Source organism: Mesorhizobium sp. W016, from assembly GCF_054719485.1.
This window is the reverse complement of the sequence record NZ_JBTTIF010000002.1, coordinates 5,261,596-5,277,001: the sequence shown is the minus strand read 5'-3', so window position 1 is coordinate 5,277,001 and position 15,406 is coordinate 5,261,596. Positions and strand designations below refer to the sequence as shown.

General features: G+C 62.1%; 17 protein-coding genes. 9 read left to right on the top strand and 8 right to left on the bottom strand.

Going from position 1 to position 15,406, the window contains the following annotated elements; all coding sequences use genetic code 11:
• Nucleotides 1-2: 2 nt before the first annotated feature.
• From ACYG9V_RS26010 to ACYG9V_RS25995, 4 genes are read right to left on the bottom strand one after another with little or no spacing between them, the layout of a single operon-like run.
• Nucleotides 3-1,103, bottom strand: a complete 1,101-nt coding sequence (locus ACYG9V_RS26010) for a glycosyltransferase family 4 protein (protein ID WP_352763269.1) — start codon at nt 1,101-1,103, stop codon at nt 3-5.
• Nucleotides 1,088-2,380: a TIGR04295 family B12-binding domain-containing radical SAM protein gene (locus tag ACYG9V_RS26005; protein WP_352763266.1), complete on the bottom strand. Its 1,293-nt coding sequence runs from the start codon at nt 2,378-2,380 to the stop codon at nt 1,088-1,090. The genes ACYG9V_RS26010 and ACYG9V_RS26005 overlap by 16 nt, the downstream gene beginning before the upstream one ends.
• Complete coding sequence (locus ACYG9V_RS26000) at nt 2,377-3,450, bottom strand: GDP-mannose 4,6-dehydratase (RefSeq protein ID WP_352763264.1); 1,074 nt, start codon at nt 3,448-3,450, stop codon at nt 2,377-2,379. Before ACYG9V_RS26000 ends, ACYG9V_RS26005 begins: the two co-directional genes overlap by 4 nt.
• Nucleotides 3,447-4,553 (bottom strand): NAD-dependent epimerase/dehydratase family protein, encoded by a 1,107-nt coding sequence (locus ACYG9V_RS25995; protein WP_023681102.1) that lies wholly within the window; start codon nt 4,551-4,553, stop codon nt 3,447-3,449. The genes ACYG9V_RS26000 and ACYG9V_RS25995 overlap by 4 nt, the downstream gene beginning before the upstream one ends.
• A 217-nt stretch (nt 4,554-4,770) precedes the next feature.
• On the opposite strand from ACYG9V_RS25995, the gene ACYG9V_RS25990 reads away from it, so the two are divergent.
• Nucleotides 4,771-5,046: a hypothetical protein gene (locus ACYG9V_RS25990; RefSeq protein WP_023667991.1), complete on the top strand. Its 276-nt coding sequence runs from the start codon at nt 4,771-4,773 to the stop codon at nt 5,044-5,046.
• 215 nt (nt 5,047-5,261) lie between these two features.
• Here ACYG9V_RS25990 and ACYG9V_RS25985 read toward each other — a convergent pair whose 3' ends face one another.
• From ACYG9V_RS25985 to ACYG9V_RS25970, 4 genes are all read right to left on the bottom strand, one after another.
• On the bottom strand, nt 5,262-5,588 hold the full coding sequence (locus ACYG9V_RS25985; RefSeq protein WP_023681103.1) for a low affinity iron permease family protein: 327 nt from the start codon (nt 5,586-5,588) through the stop codon (nt 5,262-5,264).
• A 110-nt stretch (nt 5,589-5,698) separates the two neighbouring features.
• Nucleotides 5,699-6,181: a DUF2269 family protein gene (locus tag ACYG9V_RS25980; RefSeq protein WP_023741841.1), complete on the bottom strand. Its 483-nt coding sequence runs from the start codon at nt 6,179-6,181 to the stop codon at nt 5,699-5,701.
• Nucleotides 6,181-7,467 (bottom strand): SDR family oxidoreductase, encoded by a 1,287-nt coding sequence (locus tag ACYG9V_RS25975; protein ID WP_352763262.1) that lies wholly within the window; start codon nt 7,465-7,467, stop codon nt 6,181-6,183. The genes ACYG9V_RS25980 and ACYG9V_RS25975 overlap by 1 nt, the downstream gene beginning before the upstream one ends.
• A 165-nt stretch (nt 7,468-7,632) precedes the next feature.
• Nucleotides 7,633-8,589 carry an NAD(P)/FAD-dependent oxidoreductase gene (locus ACYG9V_RS25970; RefSeq protein WP_352763260.1) on the bottom strand — a complete coding sequence of 319 codons (957 nt, stop codon included), beginning with the start codon at nt 8,587-8,589 and terminating at the stop codon, nt 7,633-7,635.
• 188 nt (nt 8,590-8,777) lie between these two features.
• On the opposite strand from ACYG9V_RS25970, the gene ACYG9V_RS25965 reads away from it, so the two are divergent.
• From ACYG9V_RS25965 to ACYG9V_RS25930, 8 genes are all read left to right on the top strand, one after another.
• Nucleotides 8,778-9,119 carry a hypothetical protein gene (locus tag ACYG9V_RS25965; RefSeq protein WP_352763258.1) on the top strand — a complete coding sequence of 114 codons (342 nt, stop codon included), beginning with the start codon at nt 8,778-8,780 and terminating at the stop codon, nt 9,117-9,119.
• A 369-nt stretch (nt 9,120-9,488) separates the two neighbouring features.
• Complete coding sequence (locus tag ACYG9V_RS25960) at nt 9,489-10,310, top strand: ABC transporter substrate-binding protein (RefSeq protein ID WP_460222078.1); 822 nt, start codon at nt 9,489-9,491, stop codon at nt 10,308-10,310.
• Nucleotides 10,204-11,088: an ABC transporter permease gene (locus ACYG9V_RS25955; protein WP_245270943.1), complete on the top strand. Its 885-nt coding sequence runs from the start codon at nt 10,204-10,206 to the stop codon at nt 11,086-11,088. Before ACYG9V_RS25960 ends, ACYG9V_RS25955 begins: the two co-directional genes overlap by 107 nt.
• The gene (locus tag ACYG9V_RS25950) at nt 11,088-11,759 is read left to right on the top strand and encodes an ABC transporter ATP-binding protein (RefSeq protein ID WP_023829136.1); all 672 of its coding nucleotides are present in this window, start codon (nt 11,088-11,090) and stop codon (nt 11,757-11,759) included. Before ACYG9V_RS25955 ends, ACYG9V_RS25950 begins: the two co-directional genes overlap by 1 nt.
• Nucleotides 11,756-12,931: a type 1 periplasmic-binding domain-containing protein gene (locus tag ACYG9V_RS25945; RefSeq protein WP_352763255.1), complete on the top strand. Its 1,176-nt coding sequence runs from the start codon at nt 11,756-11,758 to the stop codon at nt 12,929-12,931. Before ACYG9V_RS25950 ends, ACYG9V_RS25945 begins: the two co-directional genes overlap by 4 nt.
• Nucleotides 12,919-13,881 (top strand): PQQ-dependent catabolism-associated beta-propeller protein, encoded by a 963-nt coding sequence (locus tag ACYG9V_RS25940; RefSeq protein WP_352763253.1) that lies wholly within the window; start codon nt 12,919-12,921, stop codon nt 13,879-13,881. The genes ACYG9V_RS25945 and ACYG9V_RS25940 overlap by 13 nt, the downstream gene beginning before the upstream one ends.
• Nucleotides 13,878-14,603: an ATP-binding cassette domain-containing protein gene (locus ACYG9V_RS25935; protein ID WP_352763251.1), complete on the top strand. Its 726-nt coding sequence runs from the start codon at nt 13,878-13,880 to the stop codon at nt 14,601-14,603. Before ACYG9V_RS25940 ends, ACYG9V_RS25935 begins: the two co-directional genes overlap by 4 nt.
• The gene (locus ACYG9V_RS25930) at nt 14,600-15,406 is read left to right on the top strand and encodes an ABC transporter permease (protein ID WP_023681112.1); all 807 of its coding nucleotides are present in this window, start codon (nt 14,600-14,602) and stop codon (nt 15,404-15,406) included. The genes ACYG9V_RS25935 and ACYG9V_RS25930 overlap by 4 nt, the downstream gene beginning before the upstream one ends.

The following is a 15,406-nucleotide window of genomic DNA, read 5'->3' as shown; positions in this document are numbered from 1 at the left end:
GATCAGCGCTCCGCCATCGCTAAGGCCGCTTTGTCGTAGACGCCGCGCATGGCCGCTGTCTGTTTTGTCAGCCTAAACCTGCGGCTGCGTCGGATGGCTGCCTGGCCAAGCTCTCGCCGGAGCTCGGCATCGCTGGAGAGACGATTGAGGCAGGCAGCGAGATCGTGCGGATCGCGCGCGTCAAAGAACATCGCGGCCCCGTCCCATAGTTCGCGATAGGTGGCGATATCGGAAAGCACCAGGGGCGTAGCCGACATGCCGGCTTCCAGCGCGGCCAGGCCGAATGGCTCGTAGAGCGATGGCGATACGAAAACGCCGGCGCGAGCCATCAACGAACGCACCTCGTCGGACGGCACTGCTCCCAGAGGAACAGCATGGCTGAAGCTGACATGCTCGCCGTTTGGGCCGTTCGTCGACCCGGCGGCAAACAGAGGCCATCGCGTCAGGGACGCCGCCTGGTCGACCACCGCGGCATTTTTGCCCTCGTCCCACCAGCGGGCAGCAGCGAACACGAGCGGTTGGTGCTTTTCGGCATTCGGCAGAGGACGGGCACCATTTCTGACCACACTCAAGCGCGCGATCGGGCCGTAGCAGGTCTCTAGCATGTCGGCGTGGCTGCGGCTCGGCGCGATGACCGCGTCGGCCCGATCCATGCCGCGTCTGTTGCGCTCCTTCTGCCAGGCCCATGCCCCATCCGCCGCCTGTCCTCTCACCGCATGGAACCAAGTCGTCACGCAGGAATGGGAGACCACCACGACCGGGCACGGCGCGTCGAATCCCGCCGCCTGCGAAGGCGCGTTGAAATGGACAAGGTCGATGGCGTGGTCGCGCATGGGCGCATGCAACTCCCGCGGCAGCGCGTCGAGATCACCGCCGTTGCGGGTCATCCAATCCGGCGGCGTGTTCAGCCAGATCAGCTTCGCGAAAGCCTCCGCCTCGTCGGCCTGCTGCCTGGACGGTGGCGGACCGAGGCCGGCAAGCACCACGCTATCGCCGCCGTTGACAAGTTCCCTGGCCAGGTCGAGCGCATAGCGCCACACGCCGCCCACGGCGTCGACCGTCATCAGGATGCGCCGCGAGCGCGGCGTCAGTGTCCGCAACATGTCGCCTCCAGTTCCGCCAGCGGACGCGGGCGCCTTTCCTGGATGTCGCTGAACTTCTGGAATGATGCGAGATAGTGATCATGGGCGCGCTCCCAGGCGAGGTCGTCGGGTTCGCCCCAAAGCTCGCGATAGCTTGGCGAACTCGGATATGGATAAAGCGGTACGGGTTCATTGGCCCACACGCCGTTGTCGATGAGGTGCGTTCGCCAGTAGTCCACAAGGGCAGGGTCATCCTCGACGACGCCGATCAGATTGGCCTGTACGAACGGAACGTGACGCCTCGCATTGACGAGCAGCGCGGCAAGTTCCTCGGTACCCAGACGGCAGCGTTTCGCCAGCATCGCACGACCTTCCACGGTCAGGCTTTCGAGACCGGCCTCGATGGAGACGCAGCCAGCCGCACCAAGCAGTTCCAGCAGCTCGGGTTTCCAAAGGTCGATGCGGGTCTGCACACCGAACTTCACGTCGCGATGGATCAACGCTTCCAACAGCGCTTTTTGCGGCAGGAAGATTTCATCGATGAAATAAATGTAGCCGACGCCTTGGGCAATCAGCCGATCGATTTCCGCTATGACCGCCTTGTGGTTTCGGCGGCGATAGGCATCGCGGAAATCGATCTTGGCGCAGAAGCTGCAATTGTAGGGACAGCCGCGCGATGCTTCGACCTCCGCGCCGAACCCAACCTGATTGTCATCGAACCTGTGATGGTGATGCGAATGGGCAGCGATCCAGTCTGATGGCCATTGGAGTGGCGGATGATCGACAAACGAGCTGGCGTGGACGCCGCCGTTCAAAACCACCTTGGTATCCCGCAAATAAGCGGTCGAGGGCACCGCGCTCCAGGCGTCGCGCCGGGCAAGTTCCGCGACGATTTCCTCGCATTCGCCGCGCACAACAATGTCGACCCCAAGCTTGCGCAAGGTTGGCGCGGGCGTAGCCGAGCCATGCGGCCCGACCGCGACTGTGCGTCCACCGCGCCCGGCGAGACGGTTGAGGAAATCGGCCGGCACGCGCAACTCGGGTGGTGCGCAGCGCCAGAACAGATAAGTCGGGGCGGTACTGACGACCGTCATTGCAGGCGCGAAATCAGCCACACGCTCGGAGAGGTCCGAGTTGTCGAGCTTCTGCAATTGCCCATCCAGCATCAACACCTCATGGCCAGCTGTTTCGAGCAGGGATTTCGAATAGCCGAGTTCCAGCGGGAGATGTGGTTGGCGGCAGCCGAAATAAATGCTGTCGTCATAGGTCCAGAACGGGTTTACCAGGGCGACTTTCATGCGACGTACCTCACGACTTCGGGGCGAGGCTGGAGCCGGTGTTGTTGCAGCCAGTCTGCGAGATCGCGAATGCCTTCGCGCCATGAAACACGAGCTTTCCAGCCAAGCATCGCTTTGATCTTGCGGGTGTCGGCGACGAAGAAGGGCTGATCGCCGGTGCGTTCGCCATCATGGCGGATCGAAAGCTCACGGCCGGTCAAGCTACGGATCTCGCTCAACAGCATGCGCAGGCTGATCGCATTATCGGGGCCGCCGCCAAGATTGAATGCCTGGCCTTTGGTCGTCTCGATACGATCGAGCGTGGCCCTGTAGGCGGCGACCGCATCGGAGACATGCAGTATGTCGCGCACTTGTCTGCCGTCGCCGTAAATGGTGATTGGACGTCCCGTCAGCGCACTCAGCAGGAAGTGCGCGACCCAGCCTTGATCCTCGGTTCCGAACTGGCGCGGCCCGTAAATGCAGCTCATCCGCAGCACCGCCGTTGGCATGCCGTAGGATTTGGCATAGTCGAGCACATATTGGTCCGCCGCGCCTTTGGAGCAGCCATAGGGCGTGCAGAAATCCAGGACGTGGGTCTCGTCGATGCCATTCGCTTGGATGATGCCGTCGCAAGGCAGGTAACGATCGCCGTCCTCGCGCACCGCGACGTCGGGCAGGCTGCCATAGACCTTGTTGGTGCTGGCGAAGACCACCGGAACAAACTCATTGCTCAGCCGCGCCGCCTCGAGGACATTGAACGTTCCTCGAAGGTTGATGTCGAAATCCTCGTCCGGTTGGACCAGGCTCGTTGTGACGGCGGTTTGCGCGGCCAGGTGGAAGATCGCCTTGGAACTCTTCAGAACGGGCGCAAGCGCGTTGGCGTCGCGCACGTCAATCGTTTCGACCATGAGGCGGCTTCCGTGTTTCTGCGCCAGCCATTCAAGGTTCTGTTCGACGCCGGGGCGGCTGAGATTGTCGATCACCAGCACCGGATCGCCATCCGACAACAGGCTGTCGGCCAGGTTCGATCCTATGAAGCCGCTGCCGCCGACAATGGCGACGGGCGCGTCGCGTCGATTGCGCGTATTCATGACACCAGCCCACGTTCTTCAAGCTCGCGTTTCATGTCGGCGCCGCGGTCGATGGCGGACGAGTTGCGCACCCAGGAAACGAAATCGGCGAGCGAATTCTCCAGTTGTTGCCTCGGCTCGAAACCGAGCAGCTCACGGGCCTTGGAAATATCGGCGAAGCAGTTGCGGATATCCCCGGAGCGCGCCTTGCCGAGCAACTCTGGCGAGCGGTCCGGCGTTCCCATGGCCTCGGCAAGTACCCGCGCGACGTCGCTGATAGCATAGGCTCGGCCGCTGCCGATGTTGATGACGTGACCCCTTGCCTGGCGTTGCTGCAGCGCAAGACGAAAGGCGCGGGCGACGTCATCCACATGGACGAAATCGCGCTTCTGTTCGCCATCCTCGAAGATCATTGGACGTTGGCCGTTGGCGAGACGCGAAGCAAAATTGGCCAACACGCCGGTATAGGGGTTCGATAACGCCTGGCCGGCGCCGAAGACGTTGAACAGGCGCAGCGCGACCGCATCGATGCCATAGGCTTCGCCGAAGATCAGCACGGCGCGTTCCTGGGCGTATTTCGTCAGTGCATAGATAGAGGCGAGATCGACCGGCTTTTCCTCGTCCGTCGGCAGGGGGGAGAGGGGTTCGCCTTCCGGCGACAGCGGATTCCACTGTCCGTTTTTGATGTCGCTCGCCTTGCGCCGGGCATTGTCGATGCGCCGGCCGTCCGATGTAGCATAGAGGCCCTCGCCATAGACACTCATCGATGAGGCGACGACAATGCGCTCGACCGGGTGTTTGATCAGCGCCTCAAGCAGCGTCGCGGTGCCGAGATCGTTGGTGCCGACATAGCGCGCGATCTCGTACATCGACTGTCCGACGCCGACTTCCGCGGCTAGATGAATGACCGCGTCAACGCCTTCCAGCGCCTTGGCGACCGCCTCCCGGTCCCGAATGTCGCCCTTGATCAGCTCGGCCCCGGCGGGAAGGGCGACTGTTTCGCCTGCGTGCACCTGCTCCAGCAGCACATCCAAAATGCGAACCGAATAATCCTGCTCGATGAGTTCCTGGGCGACATGCCGGCCGATGAAGCCGCAGCCCCCTGTAACCAATATCCGTTTCACGACCACTCCTCAGACAGGTAATCTTGGCGACCCGAACTTTTCGGCAAAAGGTTTGTTCCCTTGGCTTCAACAAAGTTCCTTTGGCCGGCTTCGTTCGGAAGCAGCCACATCGCGCTCGCCGCGCCGTGCCGGAACATTGCCGCCCTTGTGCTGTTAGGACGCCGGCAGCCCCGACGATGCCCGATGTTGGCAACGCCGATGATCAAAGGAGATTTCAATGTCCCAGTCGCAAACGACCACCAATCACGACGAAATCCGCAAATGGGCGGAGGAGCGGGATGGACGGCCGGCAGTGGTTCGCACCAAAGGCGCGGGCGGCATCCTGCGGATCGACTTCGGCAAACCCGAGGAAGCATTCGAGCCGGTCGAATGGGATGAGTTCTTCCGCATATTCGACGAGAACGATCTGGCCTTTCTTTACCAGTCCAAGACTGGTGACGGACAAACCAGCCGTTTCAACAAGTTCGTCGAGCGCAACCAGAAGGGCGAATGACGCACTTCGAGCCGGCCGATTTGCCTGACCTGGTTCTCGGGCAAATTTTTCTGGATGCGGTGGAACAATAGGGGCTCCGATCCTTCCGTCGCTGAACCACAGCCGCAGCAAGGATCGAAGGCCTTGGCCCTGAGCGCAGGAGGCGGCGGGGCTGGATAGGCGTCAAAAGCCGGAAACCCGCTACTCGTCCTGCCGTGAAACCAAAACGCCGCTCATCAGTCGTCCTGCTGCCTGCGGTGGCGGTGTTTTTCGATTTCCTCGGGCTCTTCATCGTCGATCCGCGTGATGTTCGAGGCATTGTGGTCTGATCGCAGGATCTCATCCAGTTTGGCGTGAATGGCCTGAGTGTCGCGGTGCTCGGCACGCTGGATGAACAGCGTCATGGCCCACGTAAACAAGGTAGCCGCTCCATGCCAGTCCAGGGTCTGTCGCTCGAAGATCATCCAAAGGATTGCGTAGACCAACAGGATCAGGAATGCCGCGGGGCGGGAGGTTAATGTGCCGATTGAGGTAAGCACGCCGGTGACGGGATGATTGGCCATGCGAAAGAACTCGCGGCAGTGACCGTGGTTCCCGACCGCAGTGCATCGCGCCGGCACGAGCCAGCTAGGCGCGACGGATGAATTCACGGCGCAGTGCTTGCCGATCGCAGCTACAACGATGACCACTCGATTGCCGGGCGCGCAATCATCAGCCAGAAAATGGCGAGCACGGCGCCGAAAGCTGGGAAGCCGAAGACAAACCAGCGTCTGAACAGCTGATGGTAGCGCTCGGGAGGAGGTTGGTTGGAGAGTGCGGCCTGTGTGGCTAGATTTCGCATCTCGATCTGCATCCACACGACAGGCAGCCAGAACAGGCCCGTCAAGATGTAGAGCAGGATCGAGAGAACGATCCATCCTTCGGACAGCGAATACCCCGCAACCCTAGCGAGGCCCAGTCCGGTCAGAGGTTGTGCGATAACGGCGGTAGCCGTGAACAGGAAATCAGCCAGCACGACAATGCGGGCGACGGCTGCGATCGTCGCGGCATTCCCGGTCCGGTGTGCCAAAAGCATGAAAAAAGCAATGCCGGCACCAGTTCCGAGCAGCACAGCAGCGCCGATCACGTGCAGGTATTTAAGCACGAAGTACGTCATCAGCGTTCCTCCAGAATGGCCAGCGCTGCAAAATGCAGAACGAGGATCGGGAGGATTTTGATCAACGGCCCGAGTGGCTCAAGCCAAAGATCCGGCCGCAGAATGCTCCCAGCGATCGCATAGAAAAGCGATACCGCGATTGCGCCGAAAAGACCAAGCCGGCTGGTTGGGCGCCAGGCGATAAGCGCCCCGACGGCGATGTCAGCCAGCGCGCCGGCGACTACCGCCGGTTCGGCCAAGGGGCCGGCAGCAGTGCCAATCAGCAAATCAACTCCGCTGCGCCAGCCGGCAGTGAGGGAAATGATGCCCGTCATGATCCAGAAGAGCGGCAAGATGACAAAGAGCGCCGGCTTGACGAAGTAAAGACCGGCGAACCATCGCTCCTGCACCGCCGCAGGATTTAAACGCAGTGCAGATGTAAGACTTGATGGTTGAATGCCGGTCGCCGTCATCCAGGGTTGGGGATCGCCGACAGCGCCACGGGCAATCTCTTTTGCTGCATTGCTGCGCATCGGCGGGCGCCAGCCCAGCTGAGCCGCGGCATCCCCGAACCTGTACAAGATAGCTGCGGCCCAATTGGGCAAGATGAACTCCCGAGCACTGCTCCATCCGAACCAGCGGCGATAGCGACCCACGACCTCGCTCATCGAAAGTGCCTCGGGCCCAGCCAGGTCCAGCGTGAGGTGCGATGGGCTGCCGGGTTTGAGGAAGAACAGGACGGTGGAGATCACGTCATCGAGTTGGACGACTTGGAGACGGCCCGTGTCGGGCATCAACGGCAAGAGCGGCAACGCCGCGAGGCCGCGAAAAAGTGCACTTGCGCCGAAGGCCGGCCTTCCCAGTACTACGGAGGGGCGCAGGATGACCCAGTCAAGGCTACGTGCCATCAGTGCCTCATCGCCGGCGAGCTTGCTGGCGGAAAAGGCGGACGGCTGCTGGCGATCGACCCCGATGGCAGAAAAGTGGATCACCTTATTCACACCTGCTTGCTCACACGCGGTGAAGAGAGCCGAGGCGCCGGTAGAATGGACATGCCGGGTGTTTTCCCGGGCACTATCCTGCAGGACCCCGGCACAGTTTACGACGGCGTCCACACCGGCGAGATAGGGGGTCCAGTCCTGAGGTCGCAAGGCCCGCGCCATATCCACAAAAGCGGTAGGGATCTCCGGGTGGACGCCAGTGTCTGCGTGGTGAAGCACGCGAACCACTTCATGTCTCTCGCCGGCCAGGCGCGCGCAAAGCGCGGCTCCAATCAGACCTGACGCGCCGGTGACGAGAATTTTCATTCCTTCCTCCAGCCGTTCGCCAGCGCGTGCCCGTCCATCAACCCAGCGGCTGCGCCTGGGACAACTCTAGCAAAGCCGAAGCCGGTAGTCTCACGCCGGGTGGAACAGGTTCCGGGCATCAACGCAGCCAAAGGTGAGCCGGTACGGTGCGTTCGCATCTGCAGGTCAACTTCGCCGGAAGTTCGTCGCCGGCTCGGCGCAATCGCGGAGGTCGTTATGAATGTGAGTTGCAGCCCTGGCGGCGTCTCCGAACGCAACAGCAATTTGATTGAGCCCCTCGGCCACGTCGCCAATGGCATAGAGTCCTGGCGTTGAAGTCTCAAGGTGTCGGTTGACCAGGACATAGCCTTCTGCGTCACAGTTAGCCCCCAGAGCAACCGCGAGTTCGGAGCGTACGTCGCTGCCCATCGAAGGGTACACCACATCGATGTTGCGCATCGGGGCGCCCTCGGCCATGACGACATCGAACCCGGTTCGTCGAGGGATCAGGTCATCGACAGCGTCCCAGATTTCAACTCCGCCTGCCAAGGCGGCGCCGCGGGCAGCTTCGGAAACATCATCCTGGTTATTGGCGAGCAAGGCGACCTGACTGCCATATCCCTTCAGGAACAGAGCCTCCCTGACGGCGAGATGCTCCGGACCAACAACGCCGATGCGGCTACCCCGGGCCTCATATGCATCGCAAACCGGGCACAGTCTGACAATGCCGGTTGCGATCGCCTCCTCCAGTCTTTCAATGGGACTTGCCTTGTCCACAATGCCCGTTGCCAGAATCACGCGCCTTGCTTGGACAATCCCGCAGGTGGTCGTCAGAACAAAAAACCCCTCGCGTTTTTCGGCGTGGCCTACGCAACCATGGACAAGGCTCGCGCCGTATAGCTGTGCCTGGGCTCGTAGGCGGCCGAGCAGTTCTTCCCCGCTGATGCCGTCGGGGAAGCCGGGACAATTACGGGATTTTGGGATGAGCTTGGCACGCGCATTCCCCGCGTCGAATGAGATCACCGAACGCAGAAACCTGGCTAAATACATGGCTGCAGCGAGCCCCGCGGGGCCGCCGCCGACGATGGCAACGTCAAAAACTTGTTCGCCCGAAAAACTTGGTTCGCCCGAAAAGCTTGGCATCGGGCCTAACTTCAACTCAACGAGCTTGTTCCACAGGGTCGAAATGGACGCAATCAGGATGCACACTGCGCAATAAGAGTGAACTCCAATCGAGTCGTGAAGAGAAAGGCCAGTGCCTCATCAAGCCTGCAAAAACCTCGTGGCTCCCAACGCTGTGGGTACAGCGCCACTGGGAAAGTAAACGCATCATGGAACTTCGGCTCACCCTCGCGCTTAGTTTGGCGAAAGGGTGGTCTGAGATGAGCGCGACCAGAGAGTTTTTTCAAAACTGGCTACAGGAGAATGTCGGCACACTTCCTGGTCGAGAGGAAGTCAGCGTCGCGGTGCTCGCTCAGCAATTCGAGCAAGATGCCGAGGTGGCTGGTTATGGGCGTGAAGTAAGGGAGGACGAACTCGGAAACATCGAAGATGCTATCGTGCAAGCGATCGAGAACGCCGGGTCCGGGGTGCAGAGCCCGAGCTCCGAAAAGAGCGATCCGGCACCTGTAATGGACGCGTTGGAGGTCGATGATGCCAAGAGCGGACCGTAGCCCCTGACACCTCTTCTGTTCGCCTGAACAAGCCCCCCGGGCTGCTATACGAGCTGAAAAACGGACCTTAGGTGCTTTCCCGTTAGTTCCATGCACCATTGAGGAACATTCCTGCCGCCACGGCGTTAGGAAAGTTCCTTCACACCCGGTGCGCCCGTGCTGACTGCTACCCTTCCAGGCGAATGGCTGACCCGGCATGATCAGGGTCACATCTCGCGGCGGGCCGCTCTTGCGGGTATTTGTTGCTGGCTATTGGGTCCTTCCGCAGAAGCCGCGCCACAGCCATCGCCGCTCGTGCGATTTGGCGTGCTGGGATTTGGCACCGCCGCCTGGGAAGTTGACGTCATGCGGCGACATGCGTTGGACACTGTGCACGGCGTATCAATCGAGGCTCAGCGGCTTGCCGGTACCGAAGCCGGTAAGAGCGCATTGCTGGCCGGCAGCGTCGACGTCATCGTTTCGGACTGGGTGTGGGTCATGCGCCAGCGCAGCGAAGGCGCTGATCTGGTCTTCTATCCCTATTCTCGTGCCGTCGGCGCGCTGGAACTGCCGCAAGGCTCGCCCATTCGAACTCTTGCGGACCTCAAGGGCAAAAGGCTGGGGATCGCAGGTGGTCCGCTGGACAAAAGCTGGATCCTGTTGCGCGCGCTCGGCCTCCGTCAGGTGAAGCGCGACCTTGCTGAAGAGGTGGAGCCAGTGTTCGGCGCGCCGCCCTTGTTGGAGCAGGAATTTCTGGCGGGGCGACTGGATGCACTGCTGACGTTCTGGAATTTCGCCGCCCGTCTCGAGTCAGAGGGTGCAAGGCCTCTGCTCAGTGTCGCTCAAATCCTGCAGGGGCTTGGCGTTTCCGTGGACTTGCCGATGCTCGGCTACGTCTTCCATGAAAGCTGGGCGCGGGCCAACCCGATAGCCCTCGCGCGATTCACGAGCGCGACCGCGGCAGCGAAGTCGCTGCTCGAGTCTTCGGACGACGAGTGGCGGGTGCTCGCGCCTCAATTGGGCACGGACGATCCTCACCTACAGGCGGCGTTACGCGCCGCCTATCGAGCCGGAATCCCTCGTCGTTTCGGCAAAGACGAACGTGATGGCGCGGCCCGGTTGTTTGCAATCCTGGCCAAATTGGGCGGCGAGGATCTGGTCGGCAAGGCGACGAGCCTCGATCCTGGTGTCTTCCGGGCCATACCGGCTTGAGCTCGCGCCAATGACCGATGTCCCAGCGTTCCCCATCACAATGCAGCGTTGGCAATCGGCTGCGGCATTGCTGACCATGGTGCTCGTCTGGCAGATTGCATCATCGATCGCCGCCGATCGGCTGTTTCCTGGTCCGGTCCAGGTTGTTTCGGTTCTCCTGCACGAAGCGGTTCGGGGCGAGCTGCCATACCATTTGGGCATCTCGCTTGCGCGCGTCGTGGCAAGCCTCGGGTCGGCAATACTCATCGGCGCGGCCCTTGGCTACGCGGCAGGCCGCTCGCACAGAGCCGACATATGGATGAGGCCTTGGATCGTCTTACTCCTCAACATGCCGGCGCTGATCACGGTCATTCTAATTTATATCTGGCTTGGTCTTGCCGAGACCGCGCTTGTCCTTGCGGTCGCGCTCAACAAGATCCCCAATGTCGTGGTGACTATTCGTGAAGGCGCCAGCCGGCTGGACAAGGACTTTGCCGAAATGGCTGAGCTCTATCGCTTCGGGCGTGCTGCAAAGCTGCAGCATGTCGTGCTGCCGCAATTGGCGCCGTTCTTTCTCGTCACCCTGCGCAGCGGGCTGGCATTGACGTGGAAGATCGTGTTGCTCGCCGAACTGCTCGGCCGCTCCAACGGCGTCGGGTTCCAGCTACAGGTCTATTTTCAGAACTTCGACGTCACCCACATCCTTGCCTATGCGATCAGCTTCGGCGTTGTGATGCTTGCCATAGAGTATGGACTGCTTGTGCCGTTGGAACGTCGTTTGTTCGCCTGGCGACGCTGATGCTGAGGATCAGGATCGAGGACAAGACTTTCCCCGGTGACGACGGCCAGCGCCGGACGATCTTTCGCGCGCTGTCGCTTGATATAGCCGACGGACAGGTCTGCGTCCTGACCGGCCCTTCCGGTGTCGGCAAGTCGACGCTGCTGTCGATCGTTTCGGGCGTCGACCGCGAATTTCGCGGCAGCGTGAGCGGACGACCGCTTCCGATAGGCATGCTGTTCCAGACACCGAGGCTGCTGCCCTGGCTCACCGCCTTGCGCAATGTAGAGATGGCCATCCCGGATCGCGCGCCCGATGCGGCCCGGTGGCTTGCCGCTGTCGGCCTGAAAGGCAATGAGAAGAGCTATCCGCAGCGACTCTCGGGCGGCATGGCGCGGCGCGTAGCGCTTGCCCGGGCGCTCGCCGTGGAGCCTGCGCTCCTGCTCCTCGACGAGCCATTCGCTTCACTCGACGAGGCGACCGCGCAAGCCATGCGCCGCCTGCTGCAGGATTGTTTCGCCAGTCGGCGGACTACCACGCTGCTGGTTACGCATGATCTCGCATATGCCTCGTCGCTGGGGGATCGGGTTATTGTTCTGGAGGGATCGCCTGCGCGCATCGTGCGCGATGTCGCAATCTCTGGTGGCGATGAAGCGGGATCGTCGCGCTTTGGGCTGGGGGCGACACAATGAGACTGTTGCTGGGCCTTCTCTTTCTTTTGCTGATCACCGGCCCTGGCGCCACCGAGCAACAGACGATGGTGATCGGGTATATCGGCCAGGAGCGCAAACCGGCTCTGCCCCTTGGACCCCTTGATGAAACCGTCACCGATGACGGCCTGCAAGGCGCTCGGCTCGGCATTGCCGACGACGAAAGCACCGGCCGGTTTCTCGGGCAGAAATTTCGGCTGGAGGAAAGGGTATTGAAACCAACCGAAACGCCGGACGACGCGGTAAGACAATTCGCCGATGCCGGCATCGCCTTTGTCGTCGCCGATCTCGACGCCAGTCAGCTTCTACAGGCCAGTGCCGCGCCCGGTGCCGAGCAGATGACGTTGCTCAACAGCCGGGCGCCGGACGACGTGCTTCGCCAACAGGACTGCCGTCGGAACGTGCTGCACACGATCCCGAGCCGCGCCATGCTCGCCGACGGGCTGGCGCAATATCTCGCCTGGAAGCGCTGGCAGCGTTGGTTCCTGCTTGTGGGGCCGCATCCGCAGGATCAGGCGATGGCTGCGGCCTTTCGACGGGCGGCGGCTCGCTTCGGAGCCGAGATCACGATCGACCAGCCGTGGACATTCAGGCCCGCCAACGGACGTGCCGATACAGGGCATGTCACGCTGCAGACCGAAATACCCGCGGTCACGCAGGTCAGCGACTATGATGTGCTCGTGGTCGCCGACGAGGCGGATGAATTCGGCGCCTATCTGGAGGGCCGCACTGCGCTGCCGAGAATTGTCGCCGGCACGCAAGGGCTGGTCACCACAGGCTGGAGCGCTGTCAGCGAGGAATGGGGCGCCACGCAACTGCAGGACCGTTTCCACAGGCAGGCAAGGCGCTGGATGTTGCCCAGCGACTACGCGGCCTGGCTCGCTGTGCGCAGTATCGGCGAAGCGGCGACGCGCCTGCACAGTCTCGATCCCGCGGCAATCGGCAGATATATACGCGGCGACGCGTTTCTTCTCGCTGGCTTCAAGGGGCAGGGGCTTAGTTTCCGTCCCTGGGACGGACAGATGCGCCAGCCCATTTTGATCGCCGGGCCTCGCCTCTTGATTTCCAGCTCACCGCAACCGGGCTTCCTGCATCAGCGCACGCCGCTCGACACGCTGGGCATCGACCTGGAGGAGAGCACATGCAAGTTCTGATGACGCTGTTGTTGGCGGCGTTCGCTCTTGCTGCTCCCGCCGCCGCCGAGACCATCTACGTTTCCAATGAGCAGGATAATACGGTCGCGGTCGTCGACAGCGTGACAATGACTTTGCTGGCGACGATCGATGTCGGCCGCCGTCCGCGCGGGCTGGCGCTGTCGATAGACAACAAGATGCTTTTCGTCGCGGAAGGCGACGACAACCGCATCGACGTGGTCGACGTCGCGAAGCGGCGGGTCGTCGGCGAATTGCCTTCGGGAGCCGATCCGGAATTCTTCGCAGTCCATCCCGATGGCAAGCGGCTGTTCGTCGCCAACGAGAATGACAATCTGGTGTCGGTGGTGGACATCGCCGCGGCCAAGGTCATCGGCACCGTGGATGTCGGCGTCGAACCGGAAGGAATGGCGGCCAGCGCCGACGGCCGCTATGTCGCCTGCACTTCGGAGACCACCAGCATGGTGCATCTGATCGACGCAGGCACGCTTGAACTCGTCGACAATCTGCTGGTCGATACCCGGCCGCGCGCGGCTTTATTCTCGCCGGACGGGAAGCAATTCTGGGTGTCCTCGGAGATCCGGGGCACTGTCACCGTCTTCGACACGGCAACGCGCGCACAGACCGGCAAAGTCGAGTTCGAGGTGCCGGGTATACGACGCGAGGGTGTGCAGGCGGTCGGCATGGCGACGTCTCGCGATGGCACGACCGTCTATGTGGCGCTCGGCCCCGCCAACAGGATTGCGGAAGTCGATGTGAAAACGCTGGCGGTCCGTCGGCTCTACCTTGTTGGTCAACGACCCTGGCACGTTGCGCTCTCCGGCGACGAGAAGCGCCTGGTCAGCGCAAACGGGAATTCCGGCGATATTTCGTTTATCGATCTGGAAAACCAGGAGGTGGTGAAATCGCTGCCGGTGGGGCGGGGACCGTGGGGCGTCGTGATCGGGCCATGAACGCCTTGTCGGTCGAGAATCTGGGCCATAGTTTCGGAAACCGGCGGGTTCTCGACGGCGTCTCTTTCTCTGTGGCCCAAAACAGGATGTGCATCTTGTTAGGCCGCAATGGCGCCGGCAAGACGACGTTGTTCTCGCTGATCACCGGTCTTTATCACGCCCGCTCCGGCTCGGTGCATGTCTTCGACCAGGCGATGGATGTCAACCCGTCCGCCGCGTTGGCGCAGATGGGCGTCGTCTTCCAGTTGCCGACCCTCGATCTCGATCTGACAGCCGGCGAGAACCTGCGTTACCACGCGGCCTTGCATGGGCTTAGCCAGGCCTTGAGCAAGGAGCGCTCCATCCACGAACTCGGCCGGCTGGACGTGCTGGACAGGATCGACGATCCTGCCCGAGCGCTTTCCGGGGGGCAGCGTCGCCGTGTCGAGATAGCACGCGCTCTGATGCATAGCCCACGCCTTTTGCTGCTGGATGAGCCGACCACCGGGCTCGACGTGCCGGGCCGCCGCGCGCTCGAGCGGCACGTGCGGGAGCTTTGCTGCGAGCGCGGCATTGCCGTCCTGTGGGCAACACATTTTCTGGAAGAACTAACGGCGGATGACGATGTGGTGGTGCTGCATCGAGGCACAATGCGGTGGGCCGGCCGCGCCGATCGTCTGGCTGCCGATCTCGGTGTAGCGAGCACGGGCCAGGCCTTCGCGTCGCTGACGGAGTCCGAATGAAAACGTCTCACGCGGTGCGCGCGCTCAACGGCATCCTGCGCAGGGAGATGCTGCGCACGTTGCGGCAACGCGGTCGGCTGCTCTCGGCGATGGTGCGGCCGCTGGTCTGGCTGGCAATCTTTGCCGCTGGCTTCCGCTCCGTTCTCGGTCTGTCGATCACGCCACCCTACCAGACCTATGTTCTCTATGACGTGTATGTGGTGCCCGGGCTAGCGGCCATGATGCTGCTCTTCCATGCCATGGCGAGTTCGCTGGCCATGGTCTACGATCGCGAGATGGGCAGCATGCGCTTGTTGCTGACCGCACCATTGCCGCGCTGGTACCTGCTTGCGGCGCGCCTGCTGGCCAGCGTGATCGTCGGCGTGCCGCTGGTCTATTTGTTTCTGTTGATCGCGCGTTTCTGGGATGTGCGGCCGCCCGTTCTCGGCTACGTCGCGGTATTTCCGGCGCTCGTGCTGGCGGGCCTGATGCTTGGCGCGTTCGGCCTGCTTGTCTCCTCGGTTTCGACACAGATGGAGAACTTTGCCGGTGTCATGAATTTCGTCATCTTTCCGGTGTTCTTTGCCTCGACGGCGCTCTATCCGCTGTGGCGGCTTGCCGAGGCGGGACCGGTGCTGGCAACAATCGCCGCCTGGAACCCGTTCAGCTCGGCGGTCGAGCTGATACGCTTCGCGCTCTATCTGCGGTTCGATCCTGTCGCGGCGATTGTGGTCCTTGGCTGCCTCATCGCCTTCTTCCTCGCGGCGGTCATCGGCTACGATCCCGGCCGCGGCTTGTGGTCCCGGCGCGGCGGCGAGGGCTGA

Excerpts from the sequence above, each read along its gene's own strand:
- ACYG9V_RS26005 (WP_352763266.1), bottom strand. The coding sequence starts at position 2,380 with ATGAAAGTCGCCCTGGTAAACCCGTTCTGGACCTATGACGACAGCATT.
- ACYG9V_RS25965 (WP_352763258.1), top strand. The coding sequence starts at position 8,778 with ATGGAACTTCGGCTCACCCTCGCGCTTAGTTTGGCGAAAGGGTGGTCT.
- ACYG9V_RS25975 (WP_352763262.1), bottom strand. The coding sequence starts at position 7,467 with ATGAAAATTCTCGTCACCGGCGCGTCAGGTCTGATTGGAGCCGCGCTT.
- ACYG9V_RS25955 (WP_245270943.1), top strand. The coding sequence starts at position 10,204 with ATGGCGCGGCCCGGTTGTTTGCAATCCTGGCCAAATTGGGCGGCGAGG.
- ACYG9V_RS25985 (WP_023681103.1), bottom strand. The coding sequence starts at position 5,588 with ATGGCCAATCATCCCGTCACCGGCGTGCTTACCTCAATCGGCACATTA.
- ACYG9V_RS25990 (WP_023667991.1), top strand. The coding sequence starts at position 4,771 with ATGTCCCAGTCGCAAACGACCACCAATCACGACGAAATCCGCAAATGG.
- ACYG9V_RS25945 (WP_352763255.1), top strand. The coding sequence starts at position 11,756 with ATGAGACTGTTGCTGGGCCTTCTCTTTCTTTTGCTGATCACCGGCCCT.
- ACYG9V_RS25940 (WP_352763253.1), top strand. The coding sequence starts at position 12,919 with ATGCAAGTTCTGATGACGCTGTTGTTGGCGGCGTTCGCTCTTGCTGCT.
- ACYG9V_RS25980 (WP_023741841.1), bottom strand. The coding sequence starts at position 6,181 with ATGACGTACTTCGTGCTTAAATACCTGCACGTGATCGGCGCTGCTGTG.
- ACYG9V_RS26010 (WP_352763269.1), bottom strand. The coding sequence starts at position 1,103 with ATGTTGCGGACACTGACGCCGCGCTCGCGGCGCATCCTGATGACGGTC.
- ACYG9V_RS25970 (WP_352763260.1), bottom strand. The coding sequence starts at position 8,589 with ATGCCAAGCTTTTCGGGCGAACCAAGTTTTTCGGGCGAACAAGTTTTT.
- ACYG9V_RS25950 (WP_023829136.1), top strand. The coding sequence starts at position 11,088 with ATGCTGAGGATCAGGATCGAGGACAAGACTTTCCCCGGTGACGACGGC.
- ACYG9V_RS26000 (WP_352763264.1), bottom strand. The coding sequence starts at position 3,450 with ATGAATACGCGCAATCGACGCGACGCGCCCGTCGCCATTGTCGGCGGC.
- ACYG9V_RS25930 (WP_023681112.1), top strand. The coding sequence starts at position 14,600 with ATGAAAACGTCTCACGCGGTGCGCGCGCTCAACGGCATCCTGCGCAGG.
- ACYG9V_RS25935 (WP_352763251.1), top strand. The coding sequence starts at position 13,878 with ATGAACGCCTTGTCGGTCGAGAATCTGGGCCATAGTTTCGGAAACCGG.